The following is a 19,246-nucleotide window of genomic DNA, read 5'->3' as shown; positions in this document are numbered from 1 at the left end:
GGATGTATTTATGGATAAGATAGCGTTCATTACAGGGGCAACCTCTGGTTTCGGCAAAGCGGCAGCAAAACGTTTCGCAGAAGATAACTGGTCGTTAGTGCTGTCTGGTCGTCGAATCGAAAGGCTACTCGACCTAAAGGAAGAATTAACGGTGCCTGTGCATGTAATTCAACTCGACGTTCGAGACGCAGACGCCGTAAAACAAGCCATTGATTCATTACCCGCTGAATTTTCATCGATTACCGCATTGGTCAATAATGCTGGGTTAGCTTTGGCACCAGAAGGCGCGCCTGATGTGGACTTGAAAGACTGGCATACTATGATCGATACCAATGTCACAGGCTTGGTTAATGTTACTCATGCGCTGTTGCCTACGTTAATTAAAAAAGGCGCAGGAAGCTCAATCATCAATGTTGGGTCAATCGCCGGACAGTGGCCTTACCCAGGAAGCCATGTGTATGGTGCCAGCAAAGCGTTCGTAAAGCAGTTCAGTTACAACCTACGTTGTGACTTACAAGGCACAGGGGTACGAGTGACTGACCTCTCCCCTGGTATTGCAGAAACGGAATTTACTCTTGTAAGAACTAAAGGTAACCAGACGGCTTCAGACAACCTTTACCAAGGCACTACACCGTTGTCAGCAGAGGATATTGCCGAGCAGATGTTTTATATCGCAACCTTGCCAGATCACATCAACATTAACCGAGTCGAAGTGATGCCGACACGTCAAGCATGGTCTGCGTTCGCAATCGATAGAGATTAAGTTCAAACCGACACATACAAAAAAGGTGGTCTTTTCAGGCCACCTTTATCATTTCTTTCACACGATACTTCAAATATAACCAACGGCATAAAAGACTATGTCTAATTCGCCTCATTACTCTTTTAATGAAAGTAAGATTAGAGATACTCAACTAAACAATTTGCTGCTCATGTTCTTTGTTTGATTCCGTCTCTTTCGACAAGAAACTCGCTACGATCTCTCTCAGTTTGCCTTGGTTAACCGGTTTAGGTAAAAACTCATCCATGCCTACATCGAAGCACAAATGCTTGTCTCGCTGCACGACGTTGGCCGTCAGCGCAATGATTGGAATATGCTTTGCAGCCCCTTCTTCGAGCGCTCGGATCTGCTTGGTCGCTTCGAAGCCATCGAGAACCGGCATCTGACAATCCATAAAAATCATCTCGTATTCGTTGGCTTTGAATTTCTCGACACCAATTTCACCGTTGTCGGCAATATCAACCTCAAAGCCAAGCTTCTTGAGCATCATCTTGGCGACTTGTTGGTTTACTCGCGAGTCTTCAACAACTAAAACTGTACCACTAAATTCTCCGGCAACTGCGACAGGTTTTGACTCTGCTTGAATTGGAGCTTGTTTATCGGCTGGTGTGGCGTTTACAGAGACAATGGGAGCATCTTTAACAACCGCTGCAGGTTTACTTAACGGCACAGGTTCATTGTCTTTAAACGCAACCTCTCCTCTGTTCGGATAGGTAAAGACTGAAGTATCAGCCGCTCTCGCGAGTACCTCACTGATGGTCCATTTAAGCTGATTATCTTGGTAAGGACGCGCAATGTAGGCAACAAAACCGACTTGTTTAGCACGAGCTTCATCTTGCTTTCTAGGGTCAGCAGAGATCATCACTAACTTGGGACACTCGCTACCAAAGCGTTCAACTAAGCTTCTCGCCAGTTGAAAGCCATCAACGGACGGCATTACTTTGTCTATCAGAACGAGATCATAAGGTGATGACTTAGCCACAGACTCTGAAACCAACTCTAACGCTTGGTTTGCCGTTTCACAGCACTCAGACTTAACGCCAAAGGATTGAAGCTGTGTAGACGTTATACGCATGTTCAGCTGGCTATCATCCACAAGCAGAACCGAAACCTTATTGAAATCGATATTGCTTTCATCGGCTTCTAAACACGGGTCAAAGTCAGCCGTAAAATAGAAGGTACTGCCTTTACCTTCAACACTGGTGAGTTCAAGCTTGCTGCCCATCAATGTCACTATCTTCTCGCATATTGTTAGACCAAGCCCTGTGCCTCCATAAATACGTGTGGTACTGCCGTCGGCTTGTTGAAACTTATCGAACACCGATTTCTGTTTGTCTTCTGCAATACCGATACCGCTGTCGACAACCTCGAACCTCACTCTGAGTTTTTGCTCAGGCTCAACCACCTCTTCCAAACGAAGCGAGAGCGTGACGTGGCCATGCTCGGTAAATTTAATCGCGTTACCTACTAAGTTATTTAGGACTTGTCTTAGTTGTGTACCGTCGCCAATCACCATGGTTGGGATCTTAGGGTCGATCGCTAATTGGAATCGAAGCCCTTTCTGTTCGGCTTTCACTCGAAAGGTTGATTCAACGTCGGCCGCAATGCCCATCATTTTCATCGGCTCTTGCTGAAGCTCTAGTCGCCCCGCTTCGATCTTCGAGTAATCGAGAATGTCGTTGATTAAGTCGAGCAACGTAAGCGAAGAGGTGTTGAGCATGTTGATGTACTCTTTTTGCTCTTTCGGCATATCCATTTCAGAGAGCAAAGACGACAACCCGATAATCCCATTCATTGGTGTACGGATTTCGTGACTCATATTGGCAAGAAATTCACTTTTATTGCGGTTGGCCACCTCAGCAACGTCTTTGGCTTTTTCCAGCTCTTGATATTGTTGACGAATACGTTCTACCGATCGGTTATAGCTACTCTCTAGAGTCGATATCTCATCTTTGTAAGTAGAGTGAGTTGGCGTTATAAAGCGCGGTTTGTTGTCTTCGACCTGTTGTTGGTTGATTTGGGAAGACATAGTCATCAAACGTTTTACGACAAGACGATAGACGATGGTTAAACATACGAGAGACAACAAGAAGATTTTAACGGCTTCGAAGGCGAGCAACAATAACACTCGTTCTTCAAAGTCATCTAGGATCATGCTCAAGTCTGATTGCACCGTGAGCGTCGCCAACGGGAAGTCTGTGCCGCCCATCTGGTGCACCATTTCCCAAGACTGAGAATAAGATTGGCCTTCGGTCTTTTGACCTAACTCTAGAATTTTTTCATCGGGACTTTCGATAAGAAGGTAACTGACCGAAGGGAGGCGAGAGATGCCTTCGGCTTGCACAAACAATTGCTCTCGATCTTCAACCCACAAACTTGCCGTTAAACCAGAAAGGTAGCCAGCCTTGACCTGCTCGATCTGAGAGCTGATAAAAGAAACTCGACTTTGGTACTCTACATACAACCCGAGACCTGTCACTATAACTGTGAATAAGGTACTGATCGCTATTATCATCCCGATCAACTGTCGGGAGAGTCCAACGTAGCGTTTTCCTTTTGTCACCATACACAAATTACCATTATTGTTATCCTAGCAAACTACAATTACTCAACTAGTATAATAGTAGTCATTCATCAAATAACTAGGGAAGGTTATGAAAAAACATCTTATCGTTGCATCCATAGTCAGTTTGTTTTCAAGCAGTTATGCTTCTGCAAGCGAACCTCTTCACTACTACATTATTGCGAGCCAAGCGCAACCTTTTCAAATCGAAACTGACGGGTCATCTCACAGAGGAATTGTTTCAGATATTGTGGAAGCCGTGTTTGATGACAGCCAATATGAGATCAACTACCACACCTACCCTTTTAATCGAATGATCGACAAGCTCGATGCGAGAGAGAATCCAAACTGGGTTACCTATGGCAGCCCTAGTTGGGGGAATATTCAATCTGCGAACCTATCTGAAGACCCGATTTACAATGTAAAACACGTATTACTCAGCAGCGGTAAAAAGCCATTTGAGTTCAATACAATCGATGATCTCGATGGGAAAGCCGTGGTATTGCTGAAAGGATTTGAGTATCCGAACTTGGAACCTTATATCCAACAGGGCAAGCTCAACGAGATTCGAGTAAAAGATTACACTGCTGCGTTTCGTGTCCTGAACCGAGCACCTGGCGACACCGTGTTTGTGGAAATGGAATCACGAATCAAATACAACCTAAACGAGCAAAAACTGAGTATTGATGATTACCAGATGCATGAGTTTGGTTCTGTCATCAATAACTACCCTATCCATTTGGCGTTTGACCCTGAGATGGATCCTAAGCTGCAAAGCTTCATCAACCAACGCCTAGACCAAATGAAAGACGATGGACAGCTTGACGACATCGTACAGAGTTACTTATAGCACCAGCGTAACGTAGAACTTATCAACGGATAGCTTAGTCACGTACGTTAACTCTCGTTGATGCCTGACTCTCTAAAACCGAAAAGGCCGCCCTGCTTCATACTAGATAGCAGGGCGGCCTTTTAAATGCGTCTAAGGAGTAATGATAAGCATGCCGCTATCTGAATCGACGAATCAGTGCGAAGCAATTAAATGCAGTTGCTGAGTGCGAAGCTGGTGACGCACTGCCATCAGAATCTTACCCAAATGGTTCTCGCCGGTTCCATCGCCGCCATCGCCCCAGAAGTGGTCTTTGTGCGAATGTTCTTTGATCACCGAATCTCCGGTATTGGTAAGAAACAGCGCAAACTGTGGATTCTGTCTGAACTTCTCCGTCACAATAAACTGCATCACTTCAACACGAATGTCATACCAATCTTCGCGAACTTGGTCTTCGTAGTCACGACTTAAAGAGAACGCTTCGGCAGGTGTACTGGCTTCCAAAATGATATTGCGTAGCGCTTCGGAGGCAAACTTCATCGCTTGATAATAATGTTCGCTGGTTGCCCAAACTTGATCACCCACCTTGATAGGACAAGCGGCAAAATTTGACAGGTATCCGTTCGGATCTTCGGGTTCGTAAAACAGCACTTCTTTAGCTTGAGCCACAGAATTAGACATAGCCTTCTCCTTACCAACGACATCGCATATTTTTGCTTTAACTTTAAAATTAGTGGCGTTGAATATGACTGTCAAACAACTTAGCTCAAGAGTATGCCATGTGCGTGTTTTTCATCTGAAAAGCGTAATATCAAAAGGGTTAGGCTAAACAGAACAGTGAGCCAAAGAATCAAGGAGTTGATTAAATCTGGATAGGAAACATGAAAAAACACTTATAAATCAAAGGGTGGCGTTGTGCCACCCTTCTAAATGCAATGGGGATTATTAGTGAATAAGACCTAGCTCCCTCGCTTCTTCCAGACTCAAACCGCTTTCTCTAATTTCTCTTAGAGTCTCGATACGACGACGAGCTTCAGCAGACTTCATTTTCTTTTCTGGTTTGAAAGATACTTCTTCTTCAGCATCCCACTTGTTTGCAATATTTGTCATTTCATCATGGTTGATAGAATTAATGGACATGTTTTCCTCCGAAAAGCACCATGTAATGGACAGGTAATCTGTAGCAAATGCTTTTTCGCTTGTTAAGAAATTCTGTACTGAAGTGTGATGATTCCGACGCTTCACAAAGCTAATTAATAAATGCCTCATTTAAACTTTGCCAAAGCCATTTTCTGCAATTATATTTAAAAGATTCCCCATAAGAAATGTGGTTTGATCCAACTCTCATTTTCCCCTCTTTCAATGCAATCAAATCCGTTAGCTTTCACATAGGCTAAGGCGAGATTTTCGGCTTAGCCGGAGAATCAGGCTGCGGGAAAAGCACCTGCGCACGATTGATGACCAAGGTTTACCCTGCGACAGAGGGAGAGATACTGTTCAAAGGCAGAGACATCTCTACGCTGAAAAGCCGTAAAGATATCTTGGATTATCGCAGCCGTGTGCAAATGGTGTTTCAAGACCCCTTTGGTTCACTTAATCCCACTCACACCATTGAGCACCATTTAACGCGCCCACTTAAGATCCATAAACAGGTAGCCACTAAACAGGCTCTCACAGAGCGCCTCAAAGAGTTATTAACGCTGGTGGAGTTACCCATCGAAACGCTAGCCAAATACCCGCACGAGCTCAGTGGGGGCCAAAGACAGAGGGTTAACCTAGCCAGAGCACTGGCCGTTGGCGCTGAGGTTATTCTTGCTGACGAACCCACCTCGATGTTGGACGTTTCGATTCGACTTGGCGTGTTGAACTTGATGCAAAAAATGAAGAAAGAGTTAGGCATAGGCTTTTTGTACATAACCCACGACCTTGCCACGGCACATTACATCGCTGAAGAGACGGCGGTGATGTACAAAGGGCAGATCGTCGAGTGGGGATCAACCCAGTCGATCTTGACCAATCCACAACACCCGTACACTAAGTTGTTGATCTCTGCGGTACCAGATCCCGATCTGCCATTTGGCGAACTCGTCAAAAATGAGCCAAACTATTCAATAGACGCTGATCGTATTCGAGAGCAGAGCAGTGAAATACAGCATGAAATCAAACAAGTTTCTGATAATCACTTTGTAAAACAGTGGGATAACGTTGCATGAATGAACTAGACACTTGGTTAGAGCGGATCGGAGATTGGTACAAAGACCGAAAGCATGATCAAGTGGACCGGTTAGAACCTTTGATCTTAACGCCTCCAGATGCGCTCTGGGGGCCATTGATCACGGATGATCAGAGCAAAGGCATCGCATGTTGGCTAGACGGATGCCTGAGAATCTTTACTTTCTATCGCAACCTCGCGGATTCATCGAATCCGGACTTGGCTTCGCAGGAGGCCAACAGCTCAAGCCATCAAGATAAAGCCTACCAATACCTAATGTTTGCCTACAGTAAGCTGCAAGCGGTGTCATGTGACCCAAAATCAGAAGCAAGATTGCAAGAGTGGTGTACACAGCGGCTACAACACTTGTGTGTATTGGCTTTGGAGTTTACGAACCAACAGCAAGAACCACGTTGGAAAGCAGAGTCTGAAAAATTGATCGAGTCGCATGTACGCTTTATGGCAACCCATCCCCGAAACGATGATCAAGGAATTATTCAACGCCATCTCCACTGATCAAGCCCTTCTCGATCAAGCATCAAATCAGAATCTCACCAGAGCTAGATCCGTAGAAAGCATGATCGAGCCTTGATCATGCTTCGGCGTTTAACTCTGTAAGCTATTGAATTTTAATGATTGACTGAATTTTAGGCAAAAAAAAGCGAGTCCCTTGGGAACTCGCAAAAATCTATTCAGTATGATGTAACAAAATATGAGCCAATCTATTAATCACAAGAAAGGACAAAGGTTGTCTATTCGGGATAAATAATAATCAACTAGATGCGCTACTTTGTCATCACTTTGTCAGCGTTAGGTGCGATTTTAATCAGCACCTAATGTGTTCAAAACTATCCATTCAGCGACGGTAAAACAGGCTTATCGCGATAGGATAATGACTAGTGGCCAATCGCCATTTCATCGAGCGCAAGGAACACGTTTTCGTCTAAATGACCTTCATGAACTTGTTTACACACTTTACGACGCACCGCTAAACCAGAGATCAAACGTTCAATGGACAGATGTCGATTGCTGGTGCTATCTCGGTCGTTATATAGCTCAATCAAGCGACTCAGTGTTTCGTATGGGATAACGTCCTCCCCTACTCTCAACCAATCAAGCTTCTCAATGAGCTCTGAGCACTCTTCTTTGATTGAGGCATGTGAGTGCCCTGTCATAGCAGATAAAGCCGTTATGCTGCGTTCTAGAGCCTCTGCAGAGGTATATTTAGAGAGAGTAATCATGATCTCGTCAGCGTTGATCTCAACAGAGTGTTTACGCTGCTTAACTCGACGTCCCAATTTGCCTCTTGGCGACGGTGCTTTACGCTGAATGGGTTCAAACTCACCATCGATAATCTCAGACAGCTCTTCCAGTTTCTGCTTAGACACCATTTCGTTACGAAGTGGGTTCGGCAGCGTTGGTGCCATATTACGCTTACCTGCGTTAGTGGTACGCGCTCTTGAGTAACGTAATACTTCTTCCACATTACATTTGATATCTACCTGATAATCGGTCGTTTTCCCTTTTTCGATCAACGCGGTGATCGTCAAATGATAACCCCATAGATTAACCAGGAAGGTATCTTCTTGATCCCCGACTTCACCCAATTTTCTGAGCTCGCGGATCAGATCCATCGAGAAACGACGCCAATCGATGTTACGCGCCAATTTCTGGTTGAGCTCACTGAGCAACATGCTATCTGAATGGCGACGTGCCATGCGGCTTCTAAAGTACGAATACACTTGGAAAACCAAGGTATGTTGCTTCAGGATTTCTGGCGGAAATAGGAAGAAATAGTCACGCGTCAGCAGCTCTTCGTAGAACGAAGGTTCCCAAACCAGGATGTATAGGTTCGGTTTAATGCGAATTTCGCCGTCAGAGCCTTCTGTAGGCGCTTCTTCCGATGCGGTAATGGTTCTAGCTAAGAATCGGAAACGATCACTCTTAAAGCCTTCTGGCATGTTCTCACTAAGCCAACGACCTGTAAGCTCGTGCAGTTGGAAATCCGTGAATTCGATACGATCAATACTGTCGCGGATAGAATCACGTGCAGGGCCGCTGTCTTTCTTGCCACGTAAAGACAAAATATCAGTGATGTAGAGTGGTGTTTTGTTTGGCGTGTGTTTCGCGTCTAGATGGTAATCATCTTGGTGATGATCATGATATTGAACGGTGAGAGTGAATAACGCGAATAGCGTCATCAGATCGTCAACGGTCATGATATTTTTAGAAGATCGTGTCTCGATCACAGCGCGAGTGCCAGAGATCGAAACCATGGATTTCTGGTAGCTCTTACGAGTTCTAGGTGGCGCTAACGCTTGATCAATAATCCCCGCCCAATTGGTTGGCGAAACAATGAATTGATCCGCTTCATCTTTCATCGTTGGTGGGGTATTCAACCCATGTTCATTCAGTAAGCGCTTGTTTACTTTGGTTTGAGCTAGGGCTTTAGAGCGCTTTTGCTTTTCATTTTGCTTCACGCTTTCTGTCACTAAGCTGGTGGCACCCAGCACCGATATCAATTGGTTTGGGTTCACAAAGCGATGCAACATGGTTTTACCAGCAAGGCCTTCTTCAAAGCGAACGGGGATTTGTTTGAACAATCCGATATTAACTGCAGCTCTCAGCCTTTGCTGTAAGGCTGCGCGAGTGACTTGACCATCGGTTGATTCAATAATCTCAGTGGTGGAAACGTACCCGTCTTTACTGCTAAACCCACGAAGTGAAATTAGGTTAAGAAGCTCAACTATGCTTTTGGTGACACCTTTGAAGTATTGATATTGTTCTATCCATTCAACGGCTGTTTCAGATACCTCAAATAAATGACCATCTTTGTGGCTTCGTGCCTTAATTAACAATTTCTCTTCTGGTTTCATTTTTGATCCGTATCACACTAACCGTAATTTCACTATAGTTCCTGAATGATAAAGAAAGAATGATCATAAATAAAGAGAATTTATTGGCTTTTAAATAACTGATCTTTTTGATTAATATGATCTTAAATGATTAAGTGATCTAATGATCTGGACGTAACTTTGATTATAAGTGGCTGAATTTAAAGTATTAAAATAAATCGCATTGGAAAGCATGATCATAAAGGTTCCGAAACTATGATCATTAAACTTAAGAAAGCATGATCACAGAACATCAGAACGATGATCATTAAGTCATTGTAAGCATGATCATTATTGGTTCGAAAGCATGATCATTATACTTATACAGCTTATCCACAGATCGGAATTCAACATCGGTTTCTAAGTCGCTTTTGACTTGTCTAAGTGGACACTTGTGGTGGCCAATCTATCGGAACAATGATCAAGAGAGCATACTTTTTTATCGTTCCTACCCTATTGAGTGCAAAATTTAGTCTGTATCCGCTGGAAATGGATTGCTTTGATGTATTTAGAGCGGGTGGGTCTTAACTAGGAAGCATGATCATGAAATTGTCATGTTTGTGTATTCTTGGTCTGTGTCGATTGAATTTTCAATCATTGAGCCCTTATAGGCGTTGAATCCCCATTCCAAAAGCATTTGTCCGTAACTTAGTTCATAAATTACATGCTTCCGGAACTATGTTTACTTGATCATTTTTCCGGAGGTTGATCATTTCCAATCTGCAGTTGCTCGGATCAATATTGCTCAGTTTACGCCTTGATCATGCTTCATAATTTGGCGTTATCAATTATCTTACACTGGATGTACTCCATGATCATTCTTCCGGTTAAGTTCCAATCCTCTGTTGTTTTTTGACACCCCATCTTCTCTTCTGTTTTGAATTTTTTGGTCATTGAGTGTTTTTTAATTTTATTGGATTGAAAATCTATAAATTCGAATGCAAATCACACCAACCGTAATCTACGGTTGTATTTCAATCGTTCCGAAGGTTTTTCGTTGAAATACCATTTACATTGTAAATAAGTGATGCTGTAACATTTAAAATGTAGACTAGAAATAGCATGGTTATACATGATAGAAACAGTCATTTTTGTGTTTGTCTAAGGCGATGTTTCATCAAATTGTAAAAACGCGGTCTATTTTATGTGATTTTACTCATAAATGTATGTTCATGTTTTTGTTGTGTTTGTTGTTAATCGCTGTACAATTTGTACTTAGTTAATCATTACGGAAACTGGCAATGAAAAGAGAACAAACGATTGATAAGCTCTATCAGCTAGCCGAACAAACTCAACAAGTTCAGGCTGACCGAATTGAGATTATTTTGGAAGAGCGAAGTGATGAACATTTCCCTCCAATGTCTAAAGCTATGATGGAGACTCGTTCTGGTTTAACGCGTCGTAAGCTCGATGAAGCGATCACTAAACTTGAAGCTGATGGCCATCAGTTCACAAAGAACAACGCTAATCATTACTCGATTTCATTGACAGAAGCTCACATGTTGATGGACGCGGCAGAAGTGCCGAAGTTCCATGAACGTAAGCAGCACGCTGACAATAAGCCATGGATTATCAACGTACAAAACCAGAAGGGTGGTACGGGTAAATCAATGACAGCAGTTCACTTAGCCGCTTGTTTGTCTCTGAATTTGGATAAGCGCTACCGTATCTGTCTGATTGACTTGGACCCACAGGGCTCTTTGCGTCTGTTCCTAAATCCACAAATTAGTGGGGCAGAGCACGACAGCATCTATTCTGCCGTCGATATCATGTTGGACAACGTGCCTGAAGGCCAAGATGTCGATCTAGAGTTTCTTCGTAAGAACGTACTATTGCCAACTCAGTATCCAAACCTGAAGACAATTTCTGCTTTCCCAGAAGATGCGATGTTTAACGCTGAAGCGTGGCAAAGCCTTTCACAAGATCAGTCACTTGATATTGTTCGTCTGTTAAAAGAGAAGCTTATCGACAAAATCGCCGATGACTTCGATGTGATTATGATTGATACCGGCCCGCACGTTGACCCTCTAGTATGGAATGCAATGTACGCGTCGAACGCACTTCTGATTCCATGTGCAGCTAAGCGTTTGGATTGGGCTTCAACGGTTAACTTCTTCCAGCACTTACCAACGGTTTACGAAATGTTCCCGGATGACTGGAAAGGGCTCGAATTTGTTCGTCTAATGCCAACCATGTTTGAAGACGACAACAAGAAACAGGTGTCAGTTCTGACTGAAATGAACTACCTGTTGAATGACCAAGTAATGATGGCAACCATTCCAAGAAGCCGTGCTTTTGAAACCTGTGCCGACACTTACAGCACGGTTTTCGATCTAACGGTGAGCGACTTTGAGGGCGGTAAGAAAACTCTAGCTGTTGCTCAAGACGCAGTACAAAAAAGTGCTCTAGAATTAGAGCGCGTATTACATAGCAACTGGCCTTCACTTAATCAGGGATAACAACAATGGCAATTAAAACATCTGACTTAAATGCAAAGCTATTTGGTAAAGCAAACAAACGTCGCGTAGCAACACCACAAGAAGCGCAAACAGCGGCAAAAGAGCAGGCTCAAGTGATTGAGCTTTCTGTTGCTGGCGAAGATTTGGTTTCATTTGAATTGGTTCGAATTCCTGCGGCTGAAGTGGCTACTCGAACGGTTGTTTTTGAAGAGAACGCTCGTGAGCAATCTTTCTTAAACGAGCACGCGCTTTCTGATGTTCTTACAACATTGAAAGAACGTGGTCAGCAATACCCAGCGGTTGGTCGTAAGAACAAAGACGGTAAGATTGAAGTTCTTGATGGTAGCCGTCGTCGTATGTCATGTATTTTGGCTGACAAAGAGTTCCTAATCTATGTTGCTGAAAACATTAACGGCGAACACGCTAAGTTCCTATCAGACGTAGCTAACGCTCATAAACCGCTTTCTCTTTACGAGAAGGGCAAAGAGATGCAAGCGAAGCTGGATAAAGGCGAAGCTGAAGATCAGAAAGCACTGGCTAAAATGTTCCAGTGCAGTGAAGCTTTAGTGAGTGGTGCATTGAAAGCAGCTGCTCTACCACTTGAATTGCTACAAGCTTACCCAAATGTGAGCGACCTTGGTCGTCCAACTATTGTTAAACTGCACAAGCAGTTTGGTGGATTGACGAGTGAACAGCAGCAAACACTGCTTACTAAGTGTGATGCTTCTGAAGGTTTCGTATGGCAGCGTAGCGAAGCTCAAGGCGTAACTCGTCTAACCAAAGACGTGACAGAAACTTTGGAAGGTTGGATTCTTGAATTGGCGCCAGCGCCAGCGAAGAAAGCTTCTCCAAAAGTTGAGCTTATTAAGGGCCGCGCATCATACAGCCGCAAGGGTTCAAACTTGGCGTTGAACCTTAAGAAAGTTGATGATGCAACAATGGAAGAAATCCTCGCCTTCGTTCAATCGAAGCTCGACTAAGTCGACGACTTTTCATTACTCCTCTAAAGCCGCTTAATGCGGCTTTTTATTTGGCTGTGATAAACTGTGTTTAGATGAATCTGGACGCTAACTATGACAAACCCAACCAACACTTTTCTACATACACTTTCTAATATTGCTCAGCATAACGATCACCGTTACGGCGTGGTCTTTGATGGCGATTTTTATTGGCAAAACTCTGCTGTTTTTACCTTCCTTCAAGATTCAAACACTCCGAGCATCTTCCAGGTTGGCGGTACGCCATTTGAAGGTGTGATTCATGCTCCAGTAAAAAAAGGCCAACAACTGCTTGGTCGTGAGTGCCAAGTTCTTGTTTGTGATTTTAGAGAGCAGTTCGATGCGAATGGTTTTAGTGCCGCGTTGGGTTCGTTAGTTGGTGGTGGGTTGTTGTTGGTGTTGCCGCCAAAAGTTAATGCCTCTGAAGATAGTGAAAGCTTTGGCCAACGTTGGTTAAAACGTCATTTCGATAAACTGATTTCTGTTTCACAACACAATGAAGCCGGCGATGTAGTTCAAGCAACTCACGCTCTTCCTCAGATGCAAAGCGCCCAAAACGGATTGGATAAATTTGAACAGCAAAACACGGCTGTTGAATTAGTCAAAAAAGTGGTGTCTGGACATCGTAAACGTCCTTTGATTCTCACTGCGGATAGAGGGCGTGGTAAAAGCTCGACATTGGGTATTGCCGCAGCGCAGCTGTTAGTTGAGCGTCACGGTTTTAATATTATTGTTACTGCACCTTCAGTGAAAGCGGTAGAGCCGGTATTTTCTCTTGCTGGCCAAGGGTTGGAATCTTGCGAAGTGGTAAACGCTACTCACATTCGTCATCAAGGTGGCAGTTTAAGATTCGTCGCAACAGATGAATTACTTAAATCTAAGCCTGATTGCGATCTGTTATTGGTTGACGAAGCAGCTGCAATTCCAATTCCGATGCTTAAATCCATGGTCGACATCTATCACCGTATGGTCTTTTCAACCACGGTACATGGTTACGAAGGCAGTGGGCGAGGGTTCGGTATTAAGTTTGAGTCTTGGCTTTCTGAGCATCGTCCGGGGTGGAAAGGCTTTAAGCTCGAACAACCGATTCGTTGGAATAACAAAGATCCGCTAGAGGATTGGTTGTTTGATTGCTTTCTACTTGGTAATGACGCATCAGTCACTGAATCGGCGGTTGATGAACTCGATGGCTTTTCTGCTGACGCAATCAAAAAATTAAACTTAGTCGAGTTATCAAAAGCAGAATGCTTGGCTAATCCTGAGCAGCTACAACAATGTTTTTCTCTTCTTGTGGATGCGCACTATCAGACCTCGCCTAATGACTTAATGCAGTTTCTCAACAATCCAGCAATCCGTTTATACGCCGCTTGGCAGCAAGGTGAATGTTTAGGTTGTATGTTGGTGACGGAAGAGGGTGGTTTGGACAGCGAGTTGATTACTCAAATTCAACTTGGAAAACGCAGGCCTCAAGGTCACCTTGCTCCAGTATTACTGGCAAACCAACTTGGCTGTACTCATGCGGCGAGCAGCCGTTGCCTTCGAGTGATGCGCATTGCTGTTTCAGCGCGTCATCAAGGTTTGGGTATTGGCCGTTGGATGTTGGCTCAGTTATCACAGCAAACCAGCCAAGCAGATTATCTGGCGACAAGCTTTGGCGCGACCAGCGAATTGATTTCTTTTTGGCGGCGTAGTGAATTTGAAGCTGTGCACATCGGCCACCAGCGAGATCAGGCAAGTGGCTGTCACTCGGTTCTGATGGTTAAGGCGCTTAACTCAAACTCTCAAGGCTGGATAAACCAAGTTCAAAATCATTTCGAGCGTAGCTACTGTTTTCTTGTTTCAGGTTCTTTGGTTTCACTTGAAACCGATATGGTGCGAGATCTGCTGCCAAAGAGTGTCCAAACCGTTAGCGAGTTTGAAACTCAGTTAGTTAGAAATTACGTGAACGGTGGCAACAGTTATGATGCGATCAGCTTCAGCGTACTGAACTTGATTCTACTCAGTAACGATCGAAACGTAGGTATTTCTGACTTACTCATCGCAAAGGTTGTTCAGCAGAAAGAGTGGGAGGCTTGTGTCGAACAGTTTAATCTGGTTGGTCGTAAACAAGCAGAGATTCAGTTTCGTAAAGATGTCGATGCTCTGTTAGCAAATTTACAGTGTAAATAGGCTAGCCATCATTTAAATAGACTGACCGCTACAAATTAGATTTACAGTGTAAATTAGAATCTTGGATTTACACTGTAAACTGAAGCTCCATATTGAAATCCGTTTTTACCCTGACTATCTGTTACATCACTTCTGTTTCATCTCTCCATGACAGCCTTTAATCTTCTAAAGCTATTCGCCTTTACTATCTTGCACCAATATCGAATCGACATTCAATCACACGAAATATTCTGAAAAAATCTTCCTATGTATTTGTAAAGGCGAAGCAGATCATAAAATGTGTAAGTCTTATTTATGAGTCATGTTTGCAGAATCGAAAGTAAGTGATGTGACGCTGATTATTCTAATAATGTGATACTCAGCGCAGAATGAATTATATAGACTGAATAACAACTGAGTCATTAGGGATACTCAATTCGAATGTGGGATAACATCGTTACATTGTCGGAAGACAAGCAACAAGTAATGGCATGTCTGCCAACCGGGATTGTGGTTGACGCAAGCTTTGATAACAAGACGCTGCCACCAACCTTGGAAGCTTTGAATGCATCAAACTATTTTCTTTTCGAAGAAGAGGTGTTGCGTTTCGTTACTCTTGCTAAAGAAGGTAAGGGTGAAGCTTATGAAGGAATCTTGATTGCTGAAGTTCGAAATGCCACTGTTGCGGTCGAACTGTCTGATGATGAGATGTTGGCGAGTCTCGTGGTCACTGGTCCCTACAATGGACACCCACTGCGTGGTAGCGACATCATTCAGTGCTTATCTCTAGCTCAAATAACAAAAGGAATAAATAAGTTAGCGCTCAGAAAAGTTCTGATGATGAGTAGCAAACTTAAGCCCGGGGAAAAGTTTACTCAGCCCGTCGCTAAAGGGACACAACCAGTAAAAGGTAAGGATGCTAAGTTTGCCGCTTTGGTTGAAGATATTACTCGCCAAGTCTTGAAGCCTCGCAGCAAAGACGAAGGCAAGATTGATATGCGAGACTTGGGACAAACCATTACCGTTGGTCAAAATGATCACTTAATGAAACGAACCCCCGCTACCAAAGGCATCGCTGGCTTTACCGTTCAAGGCCGAATTATCCCACCGCTTCCTGGACAAGACAGTTTAATCAAGCCTGGAAAGGGCACTTACATCTCCCCTGAAGATCCCAATTTACTACTCGCCTCACACCCTGGATTGCCCATCATTAAAGACCGAACCATCGAAGTGGACGACGCCTTATGTGTCAGCAACGTCGATGTCTCAACTGGGCACGTTAAATTTAAAGGTAATGTCTTTGTCTCTGGCAACATCGAGCCGGGGATGATCGTCAAGGCGACCGGAAGTGTTACGGTTGGTGGCTTTATCGAATCGGCCGAAGTGCAAGCTCAGGGGGATATCAAAGTCGCGAAAGGCATTATCGGCCACACGACCAAAGAGGGTGAGCCAAAAAGTTGTAAGGTATTCAGTAAAGGCTCTATCACAGCAAGCTACGCACAGAATGCCGAGCTACAAACGGCCAATGACCTTCGACTTGGTGTGCACAGTATGAGTAACGACATTCGCTGTGGTAACAACCTTATCGTGATGGACAGCTTGAAAAAACACGGCACGCTAAGCGGTGGTGAAGCCAAAGTTGGCGGAAAAGTAGAATGTGTCTTCTTAGGTGTTGAGGGAGACACCGCAACTAAGGTACATGGTTTTGCGCGCTACGATGGTTACCGCCAAAAGATAGCTGAGCTGAAGGAAACTTATAAATACACTCAAGAGCAAACCATGGGTGTGATTCGCCAAGAGTTAGAATTTAAGAAGCGCCCGAAAGCAGAGAGAAGCGAAGAGCAAGCCCTAGAAATAGAGCAGCAACGTGAGAAGAATAACCTCGCAATAGAAAACACAAAGTCGCAGCTAGATACACTCGAAGCGGAGTTTGCAACCAACCTTGCTGAATGCACTGTAGAGGTACACGAAAAAGTGTATACCCGAGTGACGATTCAATTTGGTGATGAGACAGTCACAACCAAGCGAACCCACGGCGGAAGTGTTTTCTCATTCAACCAATACGAGATCCAATGTTCATTCAAGATGGAGCAAGAGGATATTGCTTTGTAGACTTTTGTGCTGAACACAAAGTTACGTATGGTTAAGGTGCCGATACTGACAAATAAAAAAGGGGAGCTGATGCTCCCCCTTTTGGTTTCTACTGATAATTATTTATTTAGGTGGCTTGAGCGCTCTAACTAACGGCTCTCACTCGGCCTTGTTTAAGGTCTGAAAGAACCTGTGCTTTTGGACCATCTGCAATGATGCAGCCTTTCTCCATTACGATCACTCGATCGACAATGTCCAACATCGACGTTTTGTGTGTAATCAGAATCAACGTCTCGCTTGGTAGCAATTGGTTAAGCTGGTGCTTGATGTGCATCTCTGAACGGTTATCCATAGCACTGGTCGGCTCATCCATTAACAATACTGGGGGGCGTCCTAGGAAGGCTCTTGCAATGGCAATTGACTGACGTTGACCACCAGACAGCAAAGCACCACCTTCACCCACTTGGCGTTCCAAACCTGCAGGATCTTGCTGAGTAAACGCAGTTACGCCTGCACGGTTTGCCGCATCCATTACGTCACGGTCATCCACCAAAGGGCGACCTAAAGTAATGTTGTCTCTTACTGAACCGTAGAACAGGTTACTGTCTTGCGGAACACAACCTATATTGCGTCGTACGTCGACATGATGCAGTTGCTCCATATCCGTGTCATCAATACGTACATGGCCTTCTGTGGGCTTGTACAGGCCCATAATCAGACGTTCTAGTGTGGTTTTACCTGAACCAATACGACCAATGATTGCTACTTTCTCACCAGGACTAATATTGAGGGTTAAGTCTCTAATTGAAGCCACTGGTGAATCTGGGTAGTGGAACGTCACTTTATCTAGCGCGATATGGCCCTGAATAATCGGACGGTGAATGTAGCGTTTACCTTCTTCTTGTTCATCAGGCATCGACATCACTTGCTCAATCAGAGTCATTGATGACTTTGCTTGGTTGTAACGAGTCGAAAGCAAAGACAGCTGAACAAGCGGGCCAATCGCTCGGCCGCTCAACATGGTTGCAGCGATCAAGCCACCCATCGTAAGTTCACCTTCTGCAATTAGATACACGCCAAAGATGATCATACCAACGTTAGTACTTTGCTGAACAAAGCCGGCGGTGTTTTGGATGCTGTCAGTGATGCGTCGACTTTTGATATTCCAATTCGCCATGTGAGCAACGGCTTCTTCCCAACGGAATTGGAATTGGCTTTGCGCACTGAACAGCTTAACCGTCTCTAACCCTGCCAAACTCTCGATTAAGTTCGCGTACTTCTGCGAAGCAAGACGAGAGCCTTCCTCAATGGTACGGCGCAGTGGACCTTGGATTAGCAATGCATAGACGATCAAAATGACCACGCCAGCAACGGGAACAAACACAAGGTTTCCAGCCATTAACCAAATTAGCGCTAAGAACATCAGTGCGAAGGGGAGGTCGATTAACGAGCCAATGGTTGCAGAGGTAAAGAATTCACGAATGGATTCGAACTCTTGCAAGTTTTTAGCGAAAGCACCGACAGAAGCAGGTTTCGCTTCCATACGTATCCCCAGTACTTTACTGAACAGCTTGGAGGAAATGAGAATATCGGATTTCTTACCAGCAACGTCAATGAAGTAGCTTCGCATCAATTTGAGCAGCAAATCGAATAGGAACACGACAAAGATACCACTCGCTAGCACCCACAAAGTTTCAAAGGCGAGGTTAGGTACGACTTTGTCGTACACCAAGCGTGTAAACATGGGCGCGGCTATCGCGAAGATGTTGATCAGAATGGAGGCAATCAACACATCTCGGTAGATGTTTTTCGATTCCCAAATCGTACTCCAAAACCAATGCCCTTTGCGTGTTTTTAGAACCTCTGGTGAACGTTCATCATAACGGAACTGTTTCTTGACCAAGAAGTAGCGACCGATGAATTGTTCTTTCAGCTCTTCGACGGGAATGATGATTGGCACCATTCCGCTTTCCGCTGTAATGATTTCCGCTTCTTGCTTCTCTAAATCGATACTGTTGAGAACGCACGCCTCACCTTGTTTAAGCAATAAAACTGCAGGCAGAATCAGGTGAGGGATCTTTTCTAAGTCGGAACGGTTTTCTTTTGCCACTAATCCTGCTCGTTCAGCAGAACGAGGGAATAGGAAAGGGGTTAGCTTTCCATCAGATAGTGGTAGCCCATTGATCAACGCTTCGGGCGAGTTAGCTAACCCGTAATACCGGCTAACGTAGATCAGTGAGTTCAATAGTGGATCTTGCATGTGATATAACC

The 19,246-nt window shown here is 44.2% G+C and carries 12 protein-coding genes and 1 pseudogene; 8 read left to right on the top strand and 5 right to left on the bottom strand.

All coding sequences use genetic code 11. From position 1 onward, the window contains the following. Window positions 1–10 precede the first annotated feature (10 nt). Window positions 11–763: an SDR family NAD(P)-dependent oxidoreductase gene (locus AB4623_RS05255; protein ID WP_017061222.1), complete on the top strand. Its 753-nt coding sequence runs from the start codon at window positions 11–13 to the stop codon at window positions 761–763. A 151-nt stretch (window positions 764–914) separates the two neighbouring features. Here the strand turns inward: AB4623_RS05255 and AB4623_RS05250 are convergent, their stop codons facing one another. Then, window positions 915–3,347 (bottom strand): response regulator, encoded by a 2,433-nt coding sequence (locus AB4623_RS05250; protein WP_372055648.1) that lies wholly within the window; start codon window positions 3,345–3,347, stop codon window positions 915–917. Between the two features lie 88 nt (window positions 3,348–3,435). On the opposite strand from AB4623_RS05250, the gene AB4623_RS05245 reads away from it, so the two are divergent. After that, window positions 3,436–4,194 carry an ABC transporter substrate-binding protein gene (locus AB4623_RS05245; RefSeq protein ID WP_136974558.1) on the top strand — a complete coding sequence of 253 codons (759 nt, stop codon included), beginning with the start codon at window positions 3,436–3,438 and terminating at the stop codon, window positions 4,192–4,194. A 174-nt stretch (window positions 4,195–4,368) separates the two neighbouring features. Here the strand turns inward: AB4623_RS05245 and AB4623_RS05240 are convergent, their stop codons facing one another. After that, window positions 4,369–4,929, bottom strand: coding sequence for an NADAR family protein (locus AB4623_RS05240; protein WP_372145882.1), 561 nt, complete (start codon window positions 4,927–4,929; stop codon window positions 4,369–4,371). Between the two features lie 189 nt (window positions 4,930–5,118). Beyond that, on the bottom strand, window positions 5,119–5,313 hold the full coding sequence (locus AB4623_RS05235) for a hypothetical protein (RefSeq protein ID WP_017061218.1): 195 nt from the start codon (window positions 5,311–5,313) through the stop codon (window positions 5,119–5,121). A 218-nt stretch (window positions 5,314–5,531) separates the two neighbouring features. Between AB4623_RS05235 and AB4623_RS05230 the strand changes: the two are divergent. Then, window positions 5,532–6,386, top strand: a pseudogene (locus AB4623_RS05230) (ABC transporter ATP-binding protein); the annotation flags it as partial. Then, entirely contained in the window at window positions 6,383–6,901 is a 519-nt protein-coding gene (locus AB4623_RS05225) for a transcriptional regulator (protein WP_372145880.1), read from the top strand. The pseudogene AB4623_RS05230 and the gene AB4623_RS05225, both read left to right, overlap by 4 nt. A gap of 380 nt (window positions 6,902–7,281) precedes the next feature. Here AB4623_RS05225 and AB4623_RS05220 read toward each other — a convergent pair whose 3' ends face one another. Further along, entirely contained in the window at window positions 7,282–9,261 is a 1,980-nt protein-coding gene (locus tag AB4623_RS05220; RefSeq protein ID WP_372145878.1) for a replication initiator protein RctB domain-containing protein, read from the bottom strand. Window positions 9,262–10,520: 1,259 nt separating this feature from the next. On the opposite strand from AB4623_RS05220, the gene AB4623_RS05215 reads away from it, so the two are divergent. The 4 genes from AB4623_RS05215 (at window position 10,521) to AB4623_RS05200 (ending at window position 16,996) form a co-directional block, all read left to right on the top strand. Next, window positions 10,521–11,738, top strand: a complete 1,218-nt coding sequence (locus tag AB4623_RS05215) for a ParA family protein (protein WP_017061213.1) — start codon at window positions 10,521–10,523, stop codon at window positions 11,736–11,738. 5 nt (window positions 11,739–11,743) lie between these two features. After that, window positions 11,744–12,718 carry a ParB/RepB/Spo0J family partition protein gene (locus AB4623_RS05210; protein ID WP_017065141.1) on the top strand — a complete coding sequence of 325 codons (975 nt, stop codon included), beginning with the start codon at window positions 11,744–11,746 and terminating at the stop codon, window positions 12,716–12,718. Window positions 12,719–12,811: 93 nt separating this feature from the next. Then, window positions 12,812–14,905 carry a GNAT family N-acetyltransferase gene (locus AB4623_RS05205; protein ID WP_372145876.1) on the top strand — a complete coding sequence of 698 codons (2,094 nt, stop codon included), beginning with the start codon at window positions 12,812–12,814 and terminating at the stop codon, window positions 14,903–14,905. Window positions 14,906–15,325: 420 nt separating this feature from the next. Further along, complete coding sequence (locus AB4623_RS05200; RefSeq protein ID WP_372099543.1) at window positions 15,326–16,996, top strand: DUF342 domain-containing protein; 1,671 nt, start codon at window positions 15,326–15,328, stop codon at window positions 16,994–16,996. A gap of 124 nt (window positions 16,997–17,120) precedes the next feature. On the opposite strand, the gene AB4623_RS05195 is transcribed toward AB4623_RS05200, so the two are convergent. After that, window positions 17,121–19,235 (bottom strand): type I secretion system permease/ATPase, encoded by a 2,115-nt coding sequence (locus tag AB4623_RS05195; RefSeq protein WP_017061209.1) that lies wholly within the window; start codon window positions 19,233–19,235, stop codon window positions 17,121–17,123. Between the last annotated feature and the right edge of the window lie 11 nt (window positions 19,236–19,246).

This window comes from Vibrio sp. 10N.222.52.C12 (assembly GCF_041474215.1).
Lineage (GTDB): Bacteria > Pseudomonadota > Gammaproteobacteria > Enterobacterales > Vibrionaceae > Vibrio > Vibrio crassostreae_C.
This window is presented reverse-complemented; position numbering and strand designations above follow the sequence as displayed.